Annotated in this window: 25 protein-coding genes; 18 read left to right on the forward strand and 7 right to left on the reverse strand. The window is 56.7% G+C overall.

The window, feature by feature from the left end; genetic code table 11:
- Window positions 1-358 precede the first annotated feature (358 nt).
- Genes CSQ89_RS10655 through CSQ89_RS10680 form a run of 6 tightly spaced genes read right to left on the reverse strand, consistent with a single transcriptional unit; the run spans window position 359 to window position 5,813 of the window.
- Window positions 359-1,261, reverse strand: a complete 903-nt coding sequence (locus CSQ89_RS10655) for a hypothetical protein (protein WP_099406141.1) — start codon at window positions 1,259-1,261, stop codon at window positions 359-361.
- On the reverse strand, window positions 1,245-1,718 hold the full coding sequence (locus CSQ89_RS10660) for a hypothetical protein (protein WP_099406142.1): 474 nt from the start codon (window positions 1,716-1,718) through the stop codon (window positions 1,245-1,247). Before CSQ89_RS10660 ends, CSQ89_RS10655 begins: the two co-directional genes overlap by 17 nt.
- Window positions 1,715-2,086, reverse strand: a complete 372-nt coding sequence (locus CSQ89_RS10665; RefSeq protein WP_099406143.1) for a hypothetical protein — start codon at window positions 2,084-2,086, stop codon at window positions 1,715-1,717. Before CSQ89_RS10665 ends, CSQ89_RS10660 begins: the two co-directional genes overlap by 4 nt.
- Window positions 2,080-3,402, reverse strand: coding sequence for a FliI/YscN family ATPase (locus CSQ89_RS10670; protein WP_099406144.1), 1,323 nt, complete (start codon window positions 3,400-3,402; stop codon window positions 2,080-2,082). Before CSQ89_RS10670 ends, CSQ89_RS10665 begins: the two co-directional genes overlap by 7 nt.
- On the reverse strand, window positions 3,389-5,449 hold the full coding sequence (locus tag CSQ89_RS10675; protein ID WP_099406145.1) for an EscV/YscV/HrcV family type III secretion system export apparatus protein: 2,061 nt from the start codon (window positions 5,447-5,449) through the stop codon (window positions 3,389-3,391). Before CSQ89_RS10675 ends, CSQ89_RS10670 begins: the two co-directional genes overlap by 14 nt.
- Window positions 5,433-5,813: a type III secretion protein gene (locus CSQ89_RS10680; RefSeq protein ID WP_099406146.1), complete on the reverse strand. Its 381-nt coding sequence runs from the start codon at window positions 5,811-5,813 to the stop codon at window positions 5,433-5,435. The genes CSQ89_RS10675 and CSQ89_RS10680 overlap by 17 nt, the downstream gene beginning before the upstream one ends.
- Window positions 5,814-6,158: 345 nt before the next feature.
- On the opposite strand from CSQ89_RS10680, the gene sctR reads away from it, so the two are divergent.
- The 6 genes from sctR to CSQ89_RS10710 all read left to right on the forward strand — a co-directional run bounded on the left by sctR (window position 6,159) and on the right by CSQ89_RS10710 (window position 12,592).
- Entirely contained in the window at window positions 6,159-6,836 is a 678-nt protein-coding gene (sctR, locus tag CSQ89_RS10685; protein ID WP_308418141.1) for a type III secretion system export apparatus subunit SctR, read from the forward strand.
- Between the two features lie 9 nt (window positions 6,837-6,845).
- Window positions 6,846-7,115, forward strand: a complete 270-nt coding sequence (sctS, locus tag CSQ89_RS10690) for a type III secretion system export apparatus subunit SctS (protein WP_099406148.1) — start codon at window positions 6,846-6,848, stop codon at window positions 7,113-7,115.
- Between the two features lie 13 nt (window positions 7,116-7,128).
- Window positions 7,129-7,896 carry a type III secretion system export apparatus subunit SctT gene (gene sctT / locus CSQ89_RS10695; RefSeq protein ID WP_199065425.1) on the forward strand — a complete coding sequence of 256 codons (768 nt, stop codon included), beginning with the start codon at window positions 7,129-7,131 and terminating at the stop codon, window positions 7,894-7,896.
- A complete protein-coding gene (locus CSQ89_RS10700) occupies window positions 7,893-8,948 on the forward strand; it encodes an EscU/YscU/HrcU family type III secretion system export apparatus switch protein (protein WP_099406150.1) in 1,056 nt (351 codons plus the stop codon). Before sctT ends, CSQ89_RS10700 begins: the two co-directional genes overlap by 4 nt.
- On the forward strand, window positions 8,935-9,720 hold the full coding sequence (locus tag CSQ89_RS10705; RefSeq protein ID WP_099406151.1) for a lytic transglycosylase domain-containing protein: 786 nt from the start codon (window positions 8,935-8,937) through the stop codon (window positions 9,718-9,720). The genes CSQ89_RS10700 and CSQ89_RS10705 overlap by 14 nt, the downstream gene beginning before the upstream one ends.
- A 100-nt stretch (window positions 9,721-9,820) precedes the next feature.
- A complete protein-coding gene (locus CSQ89_RS10710; RefSeq protein WP_099406152.1) occupies window positions 9,821-12,592 on the forward strand; it encodes a two component system sensor kinase in 2,772 nt (923 codons plus the stop codon).
- 61 nt (window positions 12,593-12,653) lie between these two features.
- Here CSQ89_RS10710 and CSQ89_RS10715 read toward each other — a convergent pair whose 3' ends face one another.
- The gene (locus CSQ89_RS10715; RefSeq protein WP_099406153.1) at window positions 12,654-13,301 is read right to left on the reverse strand and encodes a two component system response regulator; all 648 of its coding nucleotides are present in this window, start codon (window positions 13,299-13,301) and stop codon (window positions 12,654-12,656) included.
- Window positions 13,302-13,397: 96 nt separating this feature from the next.
- Between CSQ89_RS10715 and CSQ89_RS10720 the strand changes: the two genes are divergently transcribed.
- The 12 genes from CSQ89_RS10720 to CSQ89_RS10775 all read left to right on the forward strand — a co-directional run bounded on the left by CSQ89_RS10720 (window position 13,398) and on the right by CSQ89_RS10775 (window position 21,463).
- The gene (locus CSQ89_RS10720; RefSeq protein WP_099406154.1) at window positions 13,398-13,799 is read left to right on the forward strand and encodes a protein EsaB; all 402 of its coding nucleotides are present in this window, start codon (window positions 13,398-13,400) and stop codon (window positions 13,797-13,799) included.
- Entirely contained in the window at window positions 13,796-15,286 is a 1,491-nt protein-coding gene (locus CSQ89_RS10725; RefSeq protein WP_099406155.1) for an EscC/YscC/HrcC family type III secretion system outer membrane ring protein, read from the forward strand. Before CSQ89_RS10720 ends, CSQ89_RS10725 begins: the two co-directional genes overlap by 4 nt.
- 22 nt (window positions 15,287-15,308) lie before the next feature.
- On the forward strand, window positions 15,309-16,493 hold the full coding sequence (sctD, locus tag CSQ89_RS10730) for a type III secretion system inner membrane ring subunit SctD (protein ID WP_099406156.1): 1,185 nt from the start codon (window positions 15,309-15,311) through the stop codon (window positions 16,491-16,493).
- A 49-nt stretch (window positions 16,494-16,542) separates the two neighbouring features.
- The gene (locus CSQ89_RS22450; protein ID WP_158228960.1) at window positions 16,543-16,782 is read left to right on the forward strand and encodes an EscE/YscE/SsaE family type III secretion system needle protein co-chaperone; all 240 of its coding nucleotides are present in this window, start codon (window positions 16,543-16,545) and stop codon (window positions 16,780-16,782) included.
- Between the two features lie 123 nt (window positions 16,783-16,905).
- Window positions 16,906-17,622, forward strand: a complete 717-nt coding sequence (locus CSQ89_RS10740) for a helix-turn-helix transcriptional regulator (protein ID WP_199065428.1) — start codon at window positions 16,906-16,908, stop codon at window positions 17,620-17,622.
- Between the two features lie 11 nt (window positions 17,623-17,633).
- Window positions 17,634-17,849, forward strand: coding sequence for a type III secretion system needle filament subunit SctF (gene sctF, locus CSQ89_RS10745; protein WP_099406158.1), 216 nt, complete (start codon window positions 17,634-17,636; stop codon window positions 17,847-17,849).
- A 77-nt stretch (window positions 17,850-17,926) separates the two neighbouring features.
- On the forward strand, window positions 17,927-18,217 hold the full coding sequence (locus CSQ89_RS10750; RefSeq protein ID WP_199065431.1) for a DUF1039 domain-containing protein: 291 nt from the start codon (window positions 17,927-17,929) through the stop codon (window positions 18,215-18,217).
- Window positions 18,218-18,234: 17 nt separating this feature from the next.
- Complete coding sequence (gene sctI, locus CSQ89_RS10755) at window positions 18,235-18,489, forward strand: type III secretion system inner rod subunit SctI (RefSeq protein ID WP_099406160.1); 255 nt, start codon at window positions 18,235-18,237, stop codon at window positions 18,487-18,489.
- On the forward strand, window positions 18,486-19,205 hold the full coding sequence (gene sctJ, locus CSQ89_RS10760; RefSeq protein ID WP_099406161.1) for a type III secretion system inner membrane ring lipoprotein SctJ: 720 nt from the start codon (window positions 18,486-18,488) through the stop codon (window positions 19,203-19,205). The genes sctI and sctJ overlap by 4 nt, the downstream gene beginning before the upstream one ends.
- A complete protein-coding gene (locus CSQ89_RS10765) occupies window positions 19,202-19,771 on the forward strand; it encodes a type III secretion system domain-containing protein (protein ID WP_099406162.1) in 570 nt (189 codons plus the stop codon). The genes sctJ and CSQ89_RS10765 overlap by 4 nt, the downstream gene beginning before the upstream one ends.
- Complete coding sequence (locus CSQ89_RS10770; protein ID WP_099406163.1) at window positions 19,768-20,430, forward strand: hypothetical protein; 663 nt, start codon at window positions 19,768-19,770, stop codon at window positions 20,428-20,430. The genes CSQ89_RS10765 and CSQ89_RS10770 overlap by 4 nt, the downstream gene beginning before the upstream one ends.
- Window positions 20,423-21,463: a TyeA family type III secretion system gatekeeper subunit gene (locus CSQ89_RS10775; protein ID WP_099406164.1), complete on the forward strand. Its 1,041-nt coding sequence runs from the start codon at window positions 20,423-20,425 to the stop codon at window positions 21,461-21,463. Before CSQ89_RS10770 ends, CSQ89_RS10775 begins: the two co-directional genes overlap by 8 nt.
- Window positions 21,464-21,590 lie beyond the last annotated feature (127 nt).

Raw genomic sequence — 21,590 nt, forward strand, 5'->3', positions numbered from 1 at the left:
CTACGTTCTTTCACATTCGCGCACACACCTGAGCCAAATTCACGTGTAAATAGCTATTTGTGATGTTTTTAGTTTGGCGCACAGGTGGATATCCGGAAAACACCCAGTCCCGTCGGCGATCTTCCACGCCTGAGAACCTGCTCAAAGCATTAGGAAAAGGCGCAACCAGCGCTTGCCTGTCCTTTGAGAACAAACAGCGCCAGAGTCTATGTAGGGATTTGGGATAGCACGCCAACCCGAAGACGGGCTACACACTAAGGCCTGAACACTTAGAACCCATCTAGATCACAGCTGCGCAGTAAGATCGTAAGCAGATTCTTAGCGACTCGGGGGGATGGGAAGGCGTTGTGTGCTGTGGTCAGGTTTTGCTGCGCGGCATGGCGATAGCGCTCAAGCGTATGGCCAAACCATCGTCAAGCTGCAGCAATTGACCCAAGGCCAATGTCTTGCCACGATGCGTCAAGCGTATTTCGGGATGCCGGATACAGGTCAGCGGCAAATTAAGGCCCGGCCGGAAGTCAGCCAAAGTAGTACAGGATATGGCGGCAGTACCGATTTCAGCGTCCAGACGTATCAAATGAGGCGGGGTAGCAACCGCAGCGCTTGCCAGATAGGCAACTTCCGCATTGCCCGTCTCATCAAGCCGCAAGCGGCCGAGATTTTGCGGGCCGTTCAACCAAAATAGGGAGAGTGCATCGTCCGCCCCTTCCAGCAGCAGTGCATCGCCAGCAGTTAGCGTCGTCCACTCCGCGCGGGGTACGAGCACCCAACCCAATGACAACGCCAAGATCCGAGTCTGCTGCGAATCAGAGGGAAGTGCGGCAAGTACCGCGTCAACCCATCTGATCGACCCACTCATCACATATAGTGGTAAACAACGTGCCCCCTCGCTGAACAGCAAACGCCAGCATGGCTCGGCAGGTGGGGCCGCCGGGCTTATGCGGGCAGCACCACAGGCGGGCAGACCATTGGCGCTCAAAAAGTCATTCAGGCGCGCAAGCGTATGGGTAGCCAGTACCTCATGATATTCAACAGGCGCCGCGGCAAAACTGGGCAGCGCCAACTGGGGGGCAAGCCATGCGCACCACTCCACTTCAGGTATCCAGAACGAGAGCGGCGTGCCATCGGTTTCGGTGTCCAGCCGCAATCCCTTACCGCCGGCAGCCTGATAGCCACAGGCCAATGCATAACCATCCCCGACGAAACACGCGTCCAACCGGCTCAGATGCAGCGTTGTCCAGGTGTCAGCATGTGGCGTCATACTCCACCTCCAGCGTCACACTAAAGCCAAACGTCACACCGAGCGCGCTGGCAAGCGTATCCTGATTAGCCGTCATGCGTTCAGCCAATTCAGCCGATGGCGTGATTAATTTGAGCGTCAGCCGATCACCACTCATCCGTGCCTGAACGACCAGTCCCGCCAGCGGCCCTGTTAAGGTACGTAGCGCCATTGACTGGCTATCAGGCAGTTTTGGCGCCAAAGCAGGCGCTGCATGGCTGATAGGATCGCGCCGCATCACACCGTTGCGTATGGCAGCATCGTCGCCCGGGTCTGCCGGCAAATCTGCATGCACCGGTGCGGAGGGCGTCCACGCATTCAAGTTATCCGGCGTGGTATCCAGCAACTGCCGGAAGCGTGCACTTGCACGGGCATCGACCTGCTGGGAACTGGTGCCACTGTGGCGGGGGTCACGGTCTTGCAAGGTGATGGGCTTCATTGTTGTCCTCCGATTAACAGCCGAAGTTTTTCCTGCTCGCGCAAATTCTTGCGCAACATGCCTTCTTGTTCTGCACGGGTCTGCGCCAGCTGTAGCCGCTCGGACACCAAACTATCGAGTTGATTTTGCAGGCTCTCATCCTGACGCTCATGGCAGGCAAGCTCGCTGCGGAGTTGTTCAAGCGCTGACTGGCTGAACTGACCGCTGTGAGCGGCCAACGCGCGCCATGCTCCCTGTAACTCCCGCCGGGCATCCAGCACCGCCGTCTGCCTGGCAGCCAGCCGCGCATCATCAGCAGCCAACTGCACCAGCCACACACGCAAGCTTTGCTCGCGCCGCTGTTTGAGTTTGAGCAAGCGGTTCAGCATGGCAAACCCACTGCTTCGCCCAATGCGGCAAGCGTACTGGCGTAGTCACTCAAGGTATCCACCGGTTGGCACAAAAACGCCTCGATCTGATGACGTCGCTGCATAGCCTCATCGGCTTCAGCATCTTGCCCCGGCTTGTATTCACCAACTCGCACCAGCAACTCAATTTCTTCCCATAGCCCCAATAGGTGGCGCAAATGCGCAGCCGCATCGCGATGCGATGCAGGTGTCACCTGATACATGACGCGGCTCACACTCGCCAGCACATCAATCGCAGGAAAATGATTGGCTTCGGCTTGTTTACGCGAAAGCACAATATGGCCATCGAGCAGTGAACGTACCTCTTCGGCCAATGGGTCGGTCTTGTCTTCCATCAATACGGTATAAAAGGCTGTGATACTGCCCTTTGCCGCCGGCCCTGCACGCTCCAGCAACCGTGGTAGACGTGCATAAAGGCTGGGCGGATAACCTCCAGCAACAATGGGTTCGCCAGCAGCCAAACCGATTTCCCGCACTGCACGCGCATAGCGGGTGAGCGAGTCCACCAGCAGCAACACATTGGCGCCCTGATCGCGAAAATGCTCGGCAATCGCAGTGGCTGTCGATGCCGCTTTGAGTCGTTCCAATGCTGGGCGGTCGGATGTGGCGACGATGACGACGCTGCGGGCCCGATCTTCCGGCGTCAAGACGCGCTCCAGAAATTCGCGTACTTCTCGGCCACGCTCCCCCACCAGCGCAAGCACGACCACATCGGCCTTACTACCCGCACACAGCATGCCCAACAACGTACTCTTGCCGCAGCCCGCCGGCGCGAAAATGCCGACTCGCTGACCAAGGCCGCAGGTGAGCATGCCATCGATGGCGCGCACGCCCACCGGAAATCGCTCCGAAATCACGGCACGTTGCATTGGGTCGGGTGGATCCGCGTCAACACTGCGCCATGACGTCACGGTAGGTGCAGGCAGCCCATCAATCGGCTGCCCTAATGCATCCAACACGCGGCCCAACACCGCATCGCCGACACCAAATTCGGCACGGTGTCCGCTTGGCTGCACCAGCATGCCGGTCGACACGCCAAGCGGCTCGCGATAGGGGGAAAGCAGAATGTCATTGCCATTGACGCCGATCACCTCGGCCATGCCCATGCCCTGCACCTCGCAAAGCTCACCCAGCGCAGCGCCGGGTAAATGGGCACGCAACAGCGTGGAACTGACTTCACTCAACCGTCCCTCATAACGCTCGCCTATATGCACAGTCCGCGTAAAAGTGGGAGGTTCAAGCGCAGCAAGAATGGCTTGGTAATCAGGCAGGCGCATGTTCATCTCCAATCCATTCAATGTGGCCCAGTACCTTCAGTTCGGCCTCATCACCGATTTCCTGAAACGACAGTACTGACACATTGAAGTGTTCCCGTTCGATCAATTTACGTACGAAACGGCGGACATCGATGGCAGTGACCAACACGGCAGTGGAATGCCCCGGCTGCGCCAAGGCAGCGTCAATCTGTGCAACGATGGTCTGGTTTTCTTCACTACTGAGTGCAGAATACGAACCGGCCGAGGTCTGGCGGATCGACTCTCGGATGGTCTGTTCTATATGGCTGCCGATCACCCAGGCGTTGATCCAACCCGGTCCATGCCGGTGACGCCCGACAATATGGCGTCGTAGCGCCAAACGTGCGTACTCGGTCAACATGACAGGGTCTTTCTCACGCGGGGCCCACTCCACCAGCGCCTCAAATACACCGCGCAGGTCACGGATCGATATCCCTTCAGCCACCAATCTTTGCAATACATTGGCGATACGGCCACTGGGAAGCTGACGTTGCAACTCCTTGACCAGTTCGCCATAGCGCTGTTCCATCTGGTCCATCAGATAACGGGCTTCCTGTACCCCAATCAACTCCACGGCGTATCGGTCCAGCGCCAGCGATACCACATACACCACGCGCTCAGAGTCGTGATAAAGGCGGACGCCAATTGCTGTCAGACTGCTGGCCTGCTCGGCGGCTACCCATTGCAGCTTCAACCCGCCAAATGGCAGCACGTCATAGGCAACCGCCTGCGGTAAAGGCCCACTGTCGATATCCACCAGCCATTGCGGCCGTAGATGCAGACTCAGGACAGACTCCTGATACAACAATAAATTGATTTCATCGCGTTCCAGGCTGGCATCGCCATGGACGATGATTTCCGGCAATGGCAGGCCCAGCCGCTCCAATTTGTCGCGCCGCAAAGCCGCTAGCGCGCTATCCAACTGGCCATCACGTATTTGATCGGGATGGACACGTAGCAACAAGGGCAAAGCGCCAACCGGCATCATGGCAGCCGTGCTACCCGCCCCGCCTTCGCTTTCGCGCTCGTCATCGGCAACGGTGCGGCCACCATCTTTAGCAGCGCGACGTGACAACCAGCCGGCCGTGCCCGCAATCATGCCGGCCAATGCAAGGAAAATCAGAACAGGGAAGCCCGGCAAGCAGGCGAACAGCACCAGTACTGCCGAAACAATCCAAAGCGCATTGCGTTGACGCAAAACTTGTGCGGAAACCTCAGCCGCCAGATTGCGGCGCTCCTCACCCGGCACGCGGGTAACAATAATGCCGGCAGCGATCGAAATCAGCAGCGCGGGGATTTGCGAAATCAGGCCATCGCCTATCGAAAGGATGGCATAAGTACTGGACGCTTCACTGGCGCTCATGCCGTGCATGAACACGCCAACGGCAATACCGCCGAAGATGTTGACCAGGATTACGATGATGGAGGCAATGGCGTCACCCTTGACGAACTTCATCGCACCATCCATCGCGCCGTACAACTGGCTCTCTTTTTGCACCAATTGACGTTGGCGGCGTGCCTCGGCGGCATCAATGGTGCCGGCGCGCATGTCGCCATCAATACTCATCTGTTTGCCAGGCATGGCATCGAGCGAAAAACGGGCGCTCACTTCGGCAACGCGTTCCGAGCCCTTGGTGATCACGATGAACTGCACGACGGTGATGATGGCGAACACAATCAAGCCAACCGCCAGGCTGCCGCCGACCGCAAAATTACCGAAGGTGTAGACAATCTCGCCGGCATCATGCTGCAGCAAGATCAGGCGGCTGGTGCTGATGGTCAGCGCCAACCGGTAGAGCGTGGTAATTAACAATACCGCGGGGAAAGCCGAGAATTCCATCGGTTCGCGGATATACACAGCCATCATCAGCAACATGATCGACATTGTCAGGTTCACGGCAATCAGCACATCCACCAACAGCGTTGGCAATGGCACGATCATCATGAAGATCGCCAGCAACAGGATGGCCGCCAGCACCACATCCTGGCGCGACTGCAGGCGATGCAGCCACTTATTCAGAGTGGACATGGCCACTTCCCATAACGCGGTCCAGCAGCCGGCGTTGCAACTTGCTGAGAGAGGCCCAAAGTTCTGCCTCGCTACCAGCCGGAGCCATCACCGAAAGCCAGATACGGCCCTGCGCCAACCAAGTGCGCATGGGCAAGCCGTGGCTGACTTCAGGTTGCAGATAGCCCAGCATTTGCAGCAGCGCTACTTGGCGTAGGTGTGCCTCCACCGGACGGGCTGCCGATATCAACGTACGGCCGGACTGCATTTCCAGGTACAGCGAATCTTCGCCGATACTCACCGCCATATGAGGCGCAACCTGAACGGCATTCACCTCCAGCAGGCGCAGCCAGTATTCACCTTGTCTTTGCCATTGCAGATCCATGGCGCAGCATCTCCTTGTTGACGATGGCTGCATCTTGGCGCGGTCGGCAAAGCTTACCCATCCGGTAAATACCTTAGGTTCTGCCGACATCCCACTTATGAACACGTCAAACTGCTTTCCGAGGCAAATCAAGTACCGCCTCAAGACATAGGAAACATAACCTCAATGCTTGGCAGGCCGCCATTTGCGATCAATTACCGGTGAGGGTGGCACCACAAAAAACGCTGCTTCGTAGCCTAAGGGTTTGTGGGGCTCCCTTTGGTTCCCAGACAATATCGCTATGGGTGCAGCATATGTAGGATTCAGGTGTTGGCCGGATAGGGCAACGAGACCGGTTTGCAGACAATGGCGCCATCTCAAGTGGAGGAGCGCGCCATGGAACTGGGCGACCAATCCGTACAACTCATCACCCTTTTGGCGGTATTATCGCTACTGCCATTACTGGTTGTGATGGGTACGTCCTTTCTCAAGCTGGCCGTCGTTTTCTCGCTACTGCGTAATGCCCTGGGCGTTCAACAGATTCCGCCGAATATCGCGCTCTACGGCCTTGCGCTCATCCTGACCTTTTTCATCATGGCTCCCGTCGGTATGGCCGTGCAGGACCGCATGGCCGCTTCGCCCGCCGAACCCAAGGCCAGCCTGCTGTCACGCGTCAACAGCGATACACTGAATCCTTACCGTGACTTCCTGAAAAAACACACCGCGCCCGCGCAATTGCATTTCTTCCGGGATGTGGCCCGAAAAAACTGGCCACCTACCTACCGCGACCGCATCAGCGAAGACTCGCTACTGCTGCTAATGCCCGCCTTCGCCGTCAGCCAGCTGATCGAAGCCTTCAAGATCGGGCTGCTGCTGTTCCTGCCCTTCATCGCCATCGACCTGATCATTTCCAATGTGCTGCTGGCCATGGGCATGATGATGGTGTCGCCGATGACGATCTCGCTGCCATTCAAACTACTGGTGTTTGTACTGATTGGCGGCTGGGACAAGCTGTTGACCCAACTTCTGCTTTCCTACCAGTGAGGTGATGCCGTGGGAGAAGCCCTGATCATCCATCTGGCCAGCGAACTGTTATGGCTGGTTCTTGCGCTCTCGCTACCGGTCGTGGTGGTGGCGTCTGTCGTCGGTGTGCTGGTCAGCTTCGTGCAGGCACTGACACAGGTGCAGGACCAAACCGTGTCCTTTCTGCTCAAGCTGGTGGCAGCCTGTATCACGCTGGCAGCCACCTACCACTGGATGGGTGAGGTATTGCTGCGTTATACCGCGCGCAGCTTCGAGCTGATCTCGCGCATGGGCACCTGACATGGAAGAGCTGATGCGCTGGCTACCCCTGCTGGGCATCGCCATGATGCGGCCTTTGGGCGTGATGCTGATGGTGCCGCTGTTCAGCCCAACCGCCCTGGGTGGGTCGCTGATCCGTAATGCACTGGCGCTGATGGCGACCTTTCCGATATTGCCCCTGCTGCTGCCCATGACCCTACCCGATCCCGTGCTGGCGAGCGGCAGTTATGCGATGTTGATGACCAGTGAACTGGTTATCGGGTTGATGATGGGATTTTCCGCCGCTATTCCGTTCTGGGCTGTCGATATGGCCGGCTTTGTGCTCGACACCTTGCGCGGCGCCTCGATGGCGGGCGTGTTCAATCCGCTCGCTGGCGGCCAGTCATCTCCCCTCGGCGCGTTGTTTTCGCAACTTGTCACCGTGCTTTTCCTGGTCTTGGGTGGCTTTCGCGCACTACTTGATTCGCTTTTCCATTCCTACGTTTTACTACCGCCTGGCGATAGCTGGCATTGGTCAAAGCAATTCGTGCCCTTTCTGATAAGAGAATGGCAGACGCTTTACACGCTGATGCTGGGTTTTGCCATGCCGGCCTTGGTCATGATCGTCATCGTCGATCTCGCCTTGGGACTGCTCAACCGGTCGGTACAGCAGCTCAATGTGTTTTCTCTATCCATGCCCATCAAGAGCGTGGTGGTCCTTCTGATGCTGATTATCAGTATCCAGTTCGGCTTCACCGATGTAATCAACCGTTTCCTCCATTTTGACGGCGGCCTTGTACAGATGCTGGAGCCGGCACGATGAGCGAAAAAACCGAACAACCCACCTCGAAACGGCTGCGCGATGCCCGACAACGAGGTCAGGTAGTCAAGAGCCAGGAGATCAACGCCACCGTACAGCTTGGATTGATTCTGTTGTGGTTGATGGTGGAAGGCCCATCGTTGCAAGCCGCATTGGGAGGCAGCCTCGACACCGCCATTCTGGTCTGTACGCAGCCGCTGGGCGATGCGCTGGCGCAACTGACCAACCAATTGGCCGCAATCATAATTCGTTTTGTATTTGGTCTTGCAGGTCTATTGGTCGTGTCGCTGACGCTAACCAGTATGCTTCAAGTAGGTTTTCTGGTTGCGCCAGAAGCCCTGCAGCCATCCGCCGACCGGATTAACCCGCTCAACAACCTGAAACAGATGGTGTCGCTGCACAGCCTTTTCGAGCTGGCCAAGATGGTATTGAAGGTGTCCGTGCTCGGCTTGACCTTTGCCTACCTGATCAACCGCTATGCACCCTCTTTCAGCCATCTGCCGCAGGCCGGGCTGACGGCCGGATTTGCCGTTTGCGTGCAATTGGCGCAATGGATGTGGGCGGTATTGCTGATCGCCACCGCGGTTTTTGCCGTCGCGGACTATGGCATGCAGTATTACCAGTTAAGGAGGCAATTGATGATGTCGCATGAAGACATCAAGCAGGAGTACAAGGATTCGGAAGGTAACCCCGAAATCAAGCAGCGGCGGCGCGAGTTACAACGTGAAGTGCAAAGCGGCAGCCTTGCCGGCAAGGTATCGGGTGCGTCGGTCGTCGTGCGAAATCCAACCCATATCGCCGTTTGCCTGAGCTATGTGCCAGATGAAACCCCCTTACCCGTGGTGCTTGACTACGGGCGTGATGCACGGGCTTTGCAAATCGTGGCGCTGGCCGAGAAATTCGGCATACCGGTAGTAGAGAACGTACCGTTGGCGCGCGCGCTGATCGCCAGCACCGAACCGGGCGACTACGTGCCCGAGCCATTGTTTGAGGCAGTGGCACAGGTACTGCGGTTGATCCAGGAACAGATGGAGGCCGACGATGCCAATCTTTAAACGCAGGCAAACCCTAAGACACCATCTACACAGTGCAATAGGCATCGGCTGTCTGTTGTGTATTACATCGCAGGTTAATGCCGCAGCATTGGAATGGTATTCAGTACCCGCTGATAACGGGCAGGGAAAAGGCGTAGCCAGTGCCTTGCCCACGCCCGCAACGCTACCCGTCACGCCACCCCAAGCGTCAACGGTAACCGCCACAAAACCAGGAAAACCTTCCTTGCTCGGCCCCGCCGCGCAGCAATATGGGCCTCTGATTGCGGATGTCGCCGCACAATACGCAGTCGACCCGCTGCTGATGCATGCGGTCGTTCGCGCCGAATCGTCCTATCAATCCGATGCCTTATCGCATAAGGGCGCAGTGGGGTTAATGCAGGTATTACCGGCAACCGGCCGCCGATTCGGCAAGACGGAGCTGAACCAACCACGCGAAAATCTTGAGGCTGGCGCAGCTTATCTGAAGTGGTTGATACAACGCTTTGATGGCCGGATAGACCTGGCGCTGGCAGGCTATAACGCGGGGGAAGGCGCGGTGGCGCGCTATGCAGACCAAATTCCACCCTATGCCGAAACGCGTCAGTATGTCAGCAAGGTGCTGGCCTATTATGCAGACTTCAAGGGGAATGCTAGCGCACCACGGACACTGTTCGGCCCTGTGACGGCACCCCCGCGGCTTGCAAAACATGCTGCACCAGTCCCTAATCCGGGTTGGCAGGACATGAACCGGCTGTTGCATTTGTTTACCAGTGGACCGAAACCCCCGCAATAGTGCAGGGATATAACGGATGGATGCCGCGAAATATCCGTAGCGTCAATGTCAACAGATCCCAAGCCCGGTGCCGCGATGCATCCTTGCCCTGGAGTCTTGCATGAAATATCCGCCATGGAAAACGTCGCTGCCCTTTCGCCTCAGCCTTGTCCTCAGTGCGGCGATGGTCCTGTTCTGGATCATCACAACCTCGATCAGCTTATTTCTAGACTTCAAAGAAGCCCGCGCTTCGCTGGAGGAAATGCTGAATGTCCAGACCAAGAATCGGGCACAACAGGAAGCTGATAATCTGGCATTCGTAGCCCGCGATGTGCGTACCTTGTTGCACTCCTGGCAGACATCGCCCCGCGGGGACGCCAACGGTTGTTTTCAATACCTTGCATCTGAGTTCATCCCACCGGATGCCACGCAGTTGGATGACCCTTTGGTGTCCAAGGCCCAATCATTTGTCGAAGCATTCGGCGCCAGCGGAATCGGCCATATTGTCGATACCTTTGTACTACTTGATACCGGCGTGGCGTTGCACCAATCCAAGGACAACGAGGTTCGCAGAAAGCACTACCTCGACCAACTGGCGCTATTACGTCACGCGATACCCTACCGTGGCTTGATTTGGGGAAAGCCATATTCAAACGGTGATAATGGATGGCGGGTGTCGGTAGGGGCGTTGGACCCAGGCAGCGGTGCACTCGTTGGGCTGACCGTGCAGCTTTCCAAATCATTTGGCAACGATGCCAATAACGTGCCGGGCACTGAAGAAGCATGGCTGGATGCACAGAATCACCCGTTATTACCACAACCTCCATTGGCCAGAGCGCTCTCAGGAGAGCTTTCCCGCCTGCCCAACTGCATCGATGAAGGAGGGCGGCGCATCAACGGCGTACATACGCAGTGCATACAGATCAAGTCTACGGGCTGGCGCTTTGTTCAGCTCTACCCTTCATCCAGGCTGACTGATGAAGCGCTGTCCAGCCTGCAAAAACGGCTGCCCATTGCAGTGATTACCCTGATATTGCTGGTGGCCCTTCTTTACTATGTGCTGCAACGCAGCCTTGGCGGCACCCTCCAGACCTTTGTGGTCACCATTGATGCCCATACCGTCGTCAATCAGTACGCCCGTCTGCCCGAGTACCGACGAGACGAATTGGGGCAGATCGCCCGGGCCTACAACCATCTGCTCGACGCCGTAAAGTCGCAGTATGCCGAGCTGGAAGCCAAGGTGGCGGAACGCACCAGTGCACTCGACCAGGCCAAGAAACTAGCCGAGCGGGCCAGCGCCAACAAGAGCGAACAGATCACCAGCATCAGCCACGAGATCCGTACTCCGCTCAATGGCATCGTGGGTGCACTGATGCTCCTACAAAAGACGGATTGCGATGGTAATCAGTATGACCTGATCGATTCAGCCATCAACTGTTCAGGGCATCTACTGGAAATCATCAACAATCTGTTGGACTTCTCCCGCATTGAATCCGGGCAAATGGTGGTCACGCCGCTGCCCGTGGATTTACTTGAGTTGGTCGACCAGGTCATGCTCACCATACAAGCGCCGGCAATCAACAAGCGCCTGACGCTGACTGTGGACATTGCCGCCGCGTTTCCACGCACCCTGCGTACCGATGGCCTAAGGTTGCGGCAGATTCTGATCAACCTGCTTGGCAATGCCGTCAAATTCACCAGTGTGGGTGAAGTCAAGTTGTCTGCCTGGTGTCAGGATGATCAAGTGTTTTTTGCCGTACGTGATACGGGGCCGGGCATTCCCCCAGATAAACAACGCCAAGTGTTTGCCCCTTTCCAACAGGTGGTCGTCCATACCGCCGGCAGTGGGCTGGGACTACCCATCGCCCACAGCTTGGCCAAACTACTGGGCGGTGACCTTCGTCTGCTGCAGGATAACCAGCCAGGCGCCTATTTCGTACTGACACTACCGTTGCGTGAGGCTGCTATCGAAGTACCGATGTCTGGCGGAATCATCATAGCGCCGGCACGCTTACATCATCAGCTGGCGCAGTGGGGTTATCGCCCGGAAGTGGGATACAACGAAAAACTTGATGCGCCTGAGTTGGCCTACCTGCCGGCCAGGCTAAGGCAAAAGTTGAATGTAGAAGGCGAAGCCGAGCGCCTGTCTATCGGGGCTGAACCCTCTCCCTCCCCCTGGTCTCTCAAGATACTGGTGGTGGATGATGTGGATACCAATCGGGACATCATCGGCCGGATGGTGCGCCAACAAGGCCATCTGACCCGCGAGGCTTCCGGCGGCATGGCAGCGCTTGAGCTAGGGCGGCGGCAAATCTTCGACCTGGTGCTGATGGACATGCGCATGCCGGGCCTGAGTGGCGTAGAAACCGTCGCACGTTGGCGGGATGACGCAGGGAGTGTGCTTGACCCCGACTGCCCCATCATTGCGCTGACAGCCAATGCCCAGCCCGGAGAACGGGAGCGCCTGCTGGGCTTGGGTTTGAATGAATACCTGACCAAACCGATCGTACCTGCCGTCCTGGCACAAGCCATCGAGTTCGCTGCCGACCTGCAGCTGGCGCGCGGCATAGAGTTGGCGATCAACGCCGGCATGCAGGTGCCGATACTGGGTCGCGAAAAACACGTGTTGGTACGGCTAAAGCACGATCTGGCCGAGCGCCATCAGGCATTGGGGCGTGCTATTGCAAACGGTGATCGCGGACAGTCGCTGGAACTGCTTCACAGCTTGAAAGGACTGGCAGGCCAAGCGGGGCTTGAGCTTGTGAGCGAAGCAGCAGAGCAATGGGAGATTCATCTACTCGAAGGCGACGCGCTCAGCGAAGACGATTGGCTGGCGTTTGGTCAACTGATTGACAGTGTGGAATCCAACCTGGGGCAACAGACACCTCGCTAAAAGCCTGTTCAATGTCTGCTGCGCGTCGGCGATACAGCATTGAACGCGTTTTTAACTGAGCTCAGAACTCCGTCAAACCCAATCGGCGCGCCCAACTACTTAATTCCGCCGCGTTATGGGCATCCAGCTTGCGCATCAAATTCAACCGATGGGTTTCAACGGTTTTCAGGCTGATCGACAACAGTTCGGCCACATCACGATTGCGCTTACCTTCGGCTACCAGCTTAAGCACTTGTCGCTCACGCAAGGTAAGTGCGGCTTCCCCGGCCGCCACTTCGGGTTCGGCGATTGAATCAAGCTTGAGCGCCGGATCAATGAAAGCCTTACCCAGCACAGCGTGTTGCAAAGCAGCCAGCAAAACCTGCTGTGGGCTTTGCTTGAGCACATAGGCCAGCGCACCCGCAGCCAGCGCAGCACGACCACGGTGTTCTTCATTGGAGGCCGTGACGACGACGATACGTAACGTTTCCCAGCGTTTATGCAGTTGATGGATGACATCTATGCCATCCATACCGGGCAAAGACAGATCCAGCAGGATCAGATCAGGCTCCAGGCGCTGGCAAGCTTCGTATACCTGTAATCCATCGGTTACTTCGCCCACTACCTCATATCGACCTTGAGCCGCTAACAAATTGCGGAGGCCGTCAATGAGTAATGAGTGGTCCTCAACAATCAACACACGCAATTTGGCAAAAGATATCAAGCTCATATTTAGGGTCACGCAGTAATTCAGTCATCTACCGTTATAGCAATTCAGGTCAAGACCGGATGCTCGGTTTTGGGTTGCAGAGGCAGTATCTAGGCCATGAAACATGAACTTGACCCCTATCGGTCGCTTGCCTGGTTAGCCCGGCGTCTGGCCATTCCCCTGCCTGAACTGCGCAGTGCGCCGCTCCATGGCCAACTAGGGGAGCGCCAATTACGTGCGCGGGCATTTCCAAGCGGGCTCACCGTCGCACTGGTGATCGACAAACCCTTGCAACAAGCATCAGCTGTCTGCTTGCTGCTGGCAGCTACGCCCGAAGCGGCAGATGACACCCTCTACATCAATGAGGGCCGCCTTTGGCTGCTGCGGCGTTATCCCGCCTTATTACTCGATATCGAACTGGACCTGCTTCTGAAACAACAGCAGGCGCTTGCCGCCTTACTGTCACAAGACCCGCTACCGGACGTTGCTCCCTTACCCATGGATGGGAGATACGCATGAAGCCATTCAGTATCCGCCTTATCGCTACCGTCTGCAGCCTACTGTCGGTAACAACGCTCGCGCTACCGATCCCCTGGCGCGGTGAGCCATATTTCGTGTCGAGCCGCGGTAGCAAGCTTGCCAATGTATTACGCGATTTAGGCGCCAACTATGGCTTGCCAGTCGTGGTGAGCCCCAAAATCGAGGAGGACTATGCCGGCACGCTGGTGGACAAACCCGCGGGTCGAGCTTTGTCCGAATTGTCCCGACTTTACCAGCTATTGCCGTACTTTGATGGCAACACGCTTTATATCTACAAAGCCCAGGAAATCAGTAGCGCCTTGCTGTCGCCCAACTACCTGGGTGCAGATGCGTTGGTCAAACTGATCACCCAAAGCGGCCTGCTCGACGGCCAGGCTTGCCAGGTGCGGCCCCTAGGCAATGCCAACTCCCTGCAAATTGCCGGTGTACCCGTCTGTCTGTTACGCATACAGGAGCTGACCAAGCAACTTGATGAGCAAAATCTCAATCAGGAGCAGAACAAAGAAGCGGTCGATGTCTATGCACTGAAATACGCCAGCGCAGGCGATACCAGCTACAGCTATCGCAGCCAGAATGTTGTCGTACCCGGCGTTGTGTCGGTCTTGCGCGAAATGGCTCAGGGAAAGGCGCTGCCGCTGGCCGACAACAAAGGCCCCGCCCCTACCGACACCAGTGCCCTGCCTACCTTTGCTGCCGATCCACGACAGAACGCGGTGCTGATTCGCGATCGAAAAAAGAACATGGGATTGTACAACGATCTCATCGCCAAGCTCGATCAACGCCCTACCCTGGTCGAGATTTCAGTCGCCATCATTGATGTGGATGCCTCGGATATCAATCAACTGGGTATCGACTGGGCTGCATCGGCACGTATCGGCGGTGGCAGCGTCAGCTTCAATGCCGATAGCGGTTTAGGCTCGGACAGCTTCTCATCGGTGGTATCGAATGCAGGGGGCTTCATGGCGCGGCTTAATGCGCTGACGCAGAAATCCAAGGCCAAGATCGTTTCCCGCCCTTCCGTCGTCACGCTCGACAATGTCCAGGCGGTGCTGGATCGCAATATCACCTTCTACACCAAGCTCAGCAGCGAAAAGAACGTCAAGCTGGAATCGGTTACGGCAGGCGCGCTGATGCGGGTGACACCGCGCATGATCCGGGAAACCTCCGGTGACAAGGTATTGTTGACGCTCAATATCCAGGATGGCCGCCAGGGTAAGCCCTTTAGCCAGGCTGAAGATCTGCCACAAATCCAGAACGCTGAGATTGCCACCCAGGCCACACTGAACCTTGGTCAGGCACTGCTGTTGGGGGGCTTTGTACAAAATGAAGATACTGAAACCGAACGCAAGATCCCATTACTTGGGGATATTCCCTTTATTGGCAGTCTTTTCCGCAGCAAGTCGCAGAACACTCGGAGCATCGTCCGCCTGTTTCTGATCAAGGCTGAGCCACGCTTGCTGGACTGATAGCGCAAAGGGAAACGATATAATGAATGCCCGCTACAAGCTCAAACTGCTCAATGGCCCACTGGCTGGTCGCGAACTGCGCTTGCCCGCCGGCCTGTTTACATTGGGCTCAGGCGACAGTGACCTGTCCCTTCCACTGGAAGGCGGCATCCAAGCCAGCCTCAAAATCGAAGCCGAGCAGATTGTGCTCGATAGTCCCAGCCCCTGCTGGGTTGCGGGCACATCCATCCTGCCAGGCCCTTTGCCGCTGGGTAAAGTCATTGACCTTGCCGGTTTCTGTTTTGTGCTTGGCACGACAGACACGAAACTGGACACTCGCCGCATACCCTCACGACATCGCCCCGCACCCTTGGGCTTGTTTGCTGCGGTAACCGGCGTGGTTGCACTGGTCTGTGTGGGTATTGCCCTGGTACCTCAGCCCGTACCAGCAGCACCCACTCCTCAGGAATGGCTGCCTACCGCGCTGAAACCGATGCCTAACCTGAAAACGCGCTGGTCAAAATCCAATGAATTGATCATGGACGGCCGCTGTGCCGACAGCGCGCAACTCACTGACCTGATGACGCGCTTGCATGCGGTTGGCGTCAAGGTGGTGCGTGAAGCCGTCTGCGACGATGAATTGCGGCAAAGCGTGCAAGCCCTGGCAACAGGCTATGGCTATCGTTATATCGACGTCAGAATCAGTGAAAAAGGTGAAGCGCTGATCGATGGCGCAATCCGCAATGACGAGCACTTCCCCGCACTGGCCAAGGCGCTGAACCAGCTTCCCGGCCTGCATGGCTGGCAACTAAGCGACCAGGGTAACGAAGAGTTTGCCGCACTACAGCAGCGCCTGCGGCAAGGCAACCTGTTTGAGGGCTTGAGCGCACAACGGGACGATCGCGGCTGGCTGCTGTCCGGACAGCTTGATAAACCACGCCAGACTGCCATCGACCATTTGCTGAGAACGCTGAACGCCGTTCCCGGTCGGCGCTATTCGCTACGTTATGTCAATGCCGCCAGTGTCATCAAGCCGGCAGATTATCTTCCCGCTGCCATAAGAGCCTTGGGTGGTAACGAACAATCACCCTATCTCGAACTGGCCAATGGTATGCGCCTGCAGCCAGGCAGCCAGGTATTGCAAGGCATGCGCATTGTTGCGCTCAGCTCGGCAGGCGTTTCGCTTGCCAATGACCAACAGCTGGTTTTCCTTCCCCTTAACACTTAGGCCCACGCGGCAGCAACCCATGCTGCCCGTACCGGCAAGTAGGAGCCTCATGCAAACCCTGACCCAACTTGAAGACCAGTTACTGGCCGACCCCCTGGGACTCCACCGCGCTGCCTTGCTTGACCAACTTGCGGCCGCAGCCGCCGAATTAGGCCTGCAGCAACGACTACCAAGGACTGCCGTAGATTACCTTCAACTTGAACAGCGTCGTCAAGCCTGCCTGGCGGCGATGCAGGTCATCACCCAGGTCTGGCATCGCCAACATACCGTTCCATCCCGCAGGCGTTAAAGCAGCGGAATGGGTAACAACCCTTACTCGACATCGGATCAATTCAGGTGATGACCTGATGGGTCAAATGTCCCGATCAAGTGATGATGTACTCACGCTATCAAGTGGTTAGTGGACAGTAAGATGAATACTTTGCATATCATTCTTGGATTCCAGCTCAGCCAGATTCGCATCGCCGACACGGTACAGCCCGTCAATGGACCCAGCATCATGCTGTTGACAACAGAAGCAACCGTAGACGCCATAGCACCTGGGGCAGCGCAGTATTCATTTTCTCCTGCACAGGTACTGCCGGTATATCGCGATATGCAGCATTTGCTTGGACCTGCCTTGCCGCATTGTGCACTGTCATCGGTGCACGAAATTCCAGCGGGGCCCCGCATGCTTAATGCAGCCGAGCAACTGGCTGCTGCCGACAACAACGCCATGCTGCGTTTCGTCCTCACCTATTGCCTTGCGGTCGAAGGCGAATATTGCGCCGCCCTGCTCCACAAGCTCGTCCGCGGTGACAGCGATTTGTTCGACTTCATGAATCGCCACCGCCTCGAGCCCTGGCCGGTAGCCCGGTATGCCGAGGAACTCGGCTTATCCTTGCGCAAATTCAATCAGCTTTTCTATGAAAAGTACGGCGTATCGCCCAAGCACTGGTTGCTGGAACAACGGTTGAACCACGCGCGCGAATTGCTTATGTCGACCACAAGCAAAGTCATCGATATCGCCCTTGAATCGGGCTTTTGCAGCCATGCCCATTTCTCGGACAGCTTCCGCAAGCATTTTCAAGTGTCGCCAAGCGAGATAAGGCGTGACTCGGGCTTCATCGCATCACCCATGCCGTCCTGAAAGGAATTGCCATGAACATCGAAAACATTGTCGCCCAGATGGGCAACCAGATCAGTCGTACAGCCAGCGATGCCGATATCATCGTGAAGGGCGATGTTGTCAACAGCCCGGAAGGCATGCTCAAGGCACAGTACGCCATGCAGCAGTACTCGGTAGCCGTGGGCTATTCCAGTGCGGTGATGAAGTCATTGAAAGACATGATGATGGGGATCATTTCCAAGATGTGACCTGTTTGCCGACAGCAGGTACACCTACCCCTGCCGCTTTTTAAGCCTTACTGCATTGCCCTGTGGACACAAACACGATGAATACCCGGATGCCTGAATTACCAGAAGTACGTCGGCTGGTTGTCGAAGCTGGTTTTGCCGCGGTGCATCTCGGTTTGAACAGCGAGATACGCACCATTCTCGCGGCCCTGCCTGGCTGGATTGACGACCCTGTCGTGTTGGCCAGTTGTCAGGCCACGCTGCTGTTTGGCCTTAACAAACCAACAGAAGCACTCGAACGACTCGAAGGACTGCCCGACGATGTCTGTCCCCAGTTGCGCGAGCTGTTGCATGCCCGACTGGCTGCCAGACCAGCCAATGCAGCCTGATACCAAGGAGAAGAGCCATGAATATCGACGCCATTCAATCCCTGCTACCCAATATGAATCCGACAGATGCAACCGCACCGGTTGCCGCGCCTGACGCTGCCACGCAATCGCGATTCGCCGCTTTGTTGCAACCGCCACAAGCCGTTGTGGACCCAGTACAACTGGTTGCGGCGCAAGGTCAACTTTCCACCATCACAGTCGGTACCGAGCTGGCCGCCAAGGTTGCAGGCTCACTGACACAGACCGTGAATAAGTTAGTGAACATGCAATGAAAACCCCCGCATGGAAAATTTTCCTGCTGGCCCTTCCACTGCTGCTGACCGGCTGCAATGTTGACCTTTACAGCAAACTGGACGAAGCCGAAGCCAATCAGATGATGGCTTTGCTGATCTACCATCAGATTCCGGCAGAAAAGCAAGCCAACAAGGATGGCATCACGGTGCGTGTCGATGACGCCCGCTTTGTCGATGCAGTGGAAGTGCTACGGCAAAATGGTCTGCCACGTCGAAAGACTGTTGGTATCCAAGACCTTTTCCCCAGCGGCCAATTGGTATCGTCACCAGAACAAGAGTCAGCCAAGCTGCTTTACCTGAAAAGCCAGCAACTGGAGAAGATGCTCAACAGCATGGACGGCGTGGTAAGGGCCGAAGTATCGGTAGCGGAACCACGCCCACGTGACAATCAGAGCGAACAGGCTGCATCGGCTGCTGTATTCATCAAATACAGCCCAGAAGTCAATCTGCCTGCGCGTACTGCGGAAATCCGCAACCTTATTCGCGACGGCATTCCCAACCTTTCGCCCGACCGCATCAGTGTCACCCTGCAACGCGCCGAGTTTCGTTATCTGGCGCCACCAAAAACACCCGCCCCCAATGCGCAGGCAATACCGCAGCGCTGGCTTTGGGCTGCTGGCGGGGGAGTATTGTTGTTATTGGCGCTGGGATTGATGGTCTTTGCTGTACGTGGCCGTAAACCGAGAGCAGCATGATTACACCCGCATTACAACGCCTACATGCCCTGTGGTGGCAACCCGGCACTGTGATGCACAAAGGCTGGTGGGCCCACCTGGACTTGGCCAGCTGGCGCACGCCGTATCTGAATCAACCCGCAATAGCCCCTTCGCTGAACCGCCTTATCGCCTTACGACTTGGCTGTCAAAAGCATGACCCAATACCGGCGCTGAGCCCAACCGCTCAAACACTGCTGGAAGATACCACCCGCCTCGACACACTGGGCATGGCGATCGGCCTGTGGGCTTTGCAGTGTCCTGAGTACCTGTTTCTAAGGACCTACCGGCAACCGTTGGCTGCCGCGTTGGGTGACGTTGCACTGGAGCAGTTACAGACACTGTTTCCAGTAGACGCCTGCATGGCCCCAACATTGACGCCAACTGACTTGCTGGCAACCGCGACTACCCTCGGTACCGCCTGGATTGCACAAGCTGACGACCCGGTTATTGCCGCCACCAGCCTGTTATTGCCACCTCCTGATAAACAACGGCCCCCAGCCGAACCGGTTATGCCGGTATTGTGCAAATTGCTGAGATGGTTATGAATCCATTGCAACTCCCCCTACATAAGGTATTAGGCCCCTGCCCTACTGGCCCGATCATTCGTGCAGCCACCTTAGCGCCTCGGATAACCGGTGCCGAAATACTATCGGCCGCCCATACTAAAGCAGAAAGGCTACAACACGCAGCAGAGGCAGTCCTGGCCCAAGCCCAGGCCGAAGCAGCGAGGATTCGTGAAAACGCTTACTCATTAGCAGCAGAAGAAGGCGCCGTACTGGCTCAGCAGGCTTGTGACAAAGCCGTTGCCGATACTGTGCAATGGCTTTGTGATGAGCAGGCGCTGGAACAAGTCATCGCCCGCCAACTGGTGGCACGCTGGCGACCTTTGATGGCCACGGTACTTGGTGAAATGCTGGACAAAGTGGACCAGACCGAGCTATTGCTACGCAGAATCGAGCGTAAGGTGCAGGAGCTGCTCCCTCATGGCGCGGTCAGCCTGTATGTGGCCCCCTTGGCTGTCGCCAGTACGCGCACGACATTTATGGATACCCCAACGATAACCGTGCTGCCTGATGAGACGCTGGCAGCCGGTCAAGCCCGATTAGACAACGGTTTAGTACGTATTCACCTCGATCTGCCCGCGCAACAGCAATTTCTTTTGGCGCAGCTAAGGGATAATGCAAAGCAGGTTGCCCATGCTTAGAATCGATCAACTGGTCAGTAGCGCCCCACCGTCGAGCATCGATGAGTTCACCCCTCCCGTTGTGCCGCCGGCTTTGCCACACGGGGAGTCCGTCGTGGCAATGGCCCAGTCAGAACTGCTCTCCTTCCAGAACGATGCCATGATGGAAACGCAAGAGGACTTGAGTTTCGCATTGGGTGGCAAGCTACTTGATACACGACGGAATGCCGGCAGCACGGAAGGTGCACGCGGGCGCGTCATGGCGGAAAAGCTGATAGCCGAGTTGGCTGAAGTCGGGCCGATTGCACTGGACGATGTGTTTGACGGCAAGAACGAGTGGACCAATCAATCCAATCCACTGCTCGCTTTGCAGCAACGGTTCCCCGACCCAGGTCAGCTCGCATTACAGCTTGCCAGTGCGCTGGCCTATGGCAGACCCTCCGCTCGATTACGCCAACGGCTGAATATAGCGCTGGCCGAGCTGATCAGTGACGATACCATCGCCTTGTCGTTATTCGGCGCATTGGAATTCGGCGCAACCACACCGGCACTGCGCCAGGATTTGCAGCGCCTCTACCACCGAGCATCCGCGACCTATAAAAAGCTATCGCAATGGCTGGCCTTGCTGGGGGATCGGGAAAACCGCGGCGGCAAGCTACGCACAATGATACGTATCCTGGCGTTTGATCTATCCATTAGCGGACAGCCCATAGTCGGTAGCCATCTGGCCGCCGTCATTGCCGACCTACACCAATTGCTGCGGATTATCGGCTTGGAGGCGCATTGTGACCAATCCGCTCAGTTGCTCGCCCAACCACAACTGGATGGCGATGGGTTCCTGGCAATCGTCGTCGACCTGGTCGAACAAACCTGGGTCAGCGCCGATAATGTGGCCGAAGTCGCCTCGGTACTCGATAAAGCCCAACACTACCGCTTTGCCCATACGCTTAGTCGCCTGATACAGCTGCTGCCGGATGATTGCTTCGCCGACAATGAGCACCGCCTGCAACTTGAAACAGCCATCGCCAGTTTTCGGGATAGCGTCGCAGAATAACTATTCACCCGGCAACTAAGTATTGATCAGGCGGCGTACTTGATCCTGGGGTCTTCGAAATAGGAGCACACTCGTTCCGGGGTGTTTTCCAACATCTCCATATGGGCTTTGGTCGCTTGCTTGAGCT

The organism is Chitinimonas sp. BJB300, from assembly GCF_002735695.1.
Lineage (GTDB): Bacteria > Pseudomonadota > Gammaproteobacteria > Burkholderiales > Chitinimonadaceae > Chitinimonas.

Coding starts and splice junctions, on each gene's coding strand:
- CSQ89_RS10655 (WP_099406141.1), bottom strand. CDS start 1,261: ATGACGCCACATGCTGACACCTGGACAACGCTGCATCTGAGCCGGTTG.
- CSQ89_RS10660 (WP_099406142.1), bottom strand. CDS start 1,718: ATGAAGCCCATCACCTTGCAAGACCGTGACCCCCGCCACAGTGGCACC.
- CSQ89_RS10665 (WP_099406143.1), bottom strand. CDS start 2,086: ATGCTGAACCGCTTGCTCAAACTCAAACAGCGGCGCGAGCAAAGCTTG.
- CSQ89_RS10670 (WP_099406144.1), bottom strand. CDS start 3,402: ATGCGCCTGCCTGATTACCAAGCCATTCTTGCTGCGCTTGAACCTCCC.
- CSQ89_RS10675 (WP_099406145.1), bottom strand. CDS start 5,449: ATGTCCACTCTGAATAAGTGGCTGCATCGCCTGCAGTCGCGCCAGGAT.
- CSQ89_RS10680 (WP_099406146.1), bottom strand. CDS start 5,813: ATGGATCTGCAATGGCAAAGACAAGGTGAATACTGGCTGCGCCTGCTG.
- sctR (WP_308418141.1), top strand. CDS start 6,159: ATGGCGCCATCTCAAGTGGAGGAGCGCGCCATGGAACTGGGCGACCAA.
- sctT (WP_199065425.1), top strand. CDS start 7,129: ATGCGCTGGCTACCCCTGCTGGGCATCGCCATGATGCGGCCTTTGGGC.
- CSQ89_RS10700 (WP_099406150.1), top strand. CDS start 7,893: ATGAGCGAAAAAACCGAACAACCCACCTCGAAACGGCTGCGCGATGCC.
- CSQ89_RS10705 (WP_099406151.1), top strand. CDS start 8,935: ATGCCAATCTTTAAACGCAGGCAAACCCTAAGACACCATCTACACAGT.
- CSQ89_RS10710 (WP_099406152.1), top strand. CDS start 9,821: ATGAAATATCCGCCATGGAAAACGTCGCTGCCCTTTCGCCTCAGCCTT.
- CSQ89_RS10715 (WP_099406153.1), bottom strand. CDS start 13,301: ATGAGCTTGATATCTTTTGCCAAATTGCGTGTGTTGATTGTTGAGGAC.
- CSQ89_RS10720 (WP_099406154.1), top strand. CDS start 13,398: ATGAAACATGAACTTGACCCCTATCGGTCGCTTGCCTGGTTAGCCCGG.
- CSQ89_RS10725 (WP_099406155.1), top strand. CDS start 13,796: ATGAAGCCATTCAGTATCCGCCTTATCGCTACCGTCTGCAGCCTACTG.
- sctD (WP_099406156.1), top strand. CDS start 15,309: ATGAATGCCCGCTACAAGCTCAAACTGCTCAATGGCCCACTGGCTGGT.
- CSQ89_RS22450 (WP_158228960.1), top strand. CDS start 16,543: ATGCAAACCCTGACCCAACTTGAAGACCAGTTACTGGCCGACCCCCTG.
- CSQ89_RS10740 (WP_199065428.1), top strand. CDS start 16,906: ATGAATACTTTGCATATCATTCTTGGATTCCAGCTCAGCCAGATTCGC.
- sctF (WP_099406158.1), top strand. CDS start 17,634: ATGAACATCGAAAACATTGTCGCCCAGATGGGCAACCAGATCAGTCGT.
- CSQ89_RS10750 (WP_199065431.1), top strand. CDS start 17,927: ATGAATACCCGGATGCCTGAATTACCAGAAGTACGTCGGCTGGTTGTC.
- sctI (WP_099406160.1), top strand. CDS start 18,235: ATGAATATCGACGCCATTCAATCCCTGCTACCCAATATGAATCCGACA.
- sctJ (WP_099406161.1), top strand. CDS start 18,486: ATGAAAACCCCCGCATGGAAAATTTTCCTGCTGGCCCTTCCACTGCTG.
- CSQ89_RS10765 (WP_099406162.1), top strand. CDS start 19,202: ATGATTACACCCGCATTACAACGCCTACATGCCCTGTGGTGGCAACCC.
- CSQ89_RS10770 (WP_099406163.1), top strand. CDS start 19,768: ATGAATCCATTGCAACTCCCCCTACATAAGGTATTAGGCCCCTGCCCT.
- CSQ89_RS10775 (WP_099406164.1), top strand. CDS start 20,423: ATGCTTAGAATCGATCAACTGGTCAGTAGCGCCCCACCGTCGAGCATC.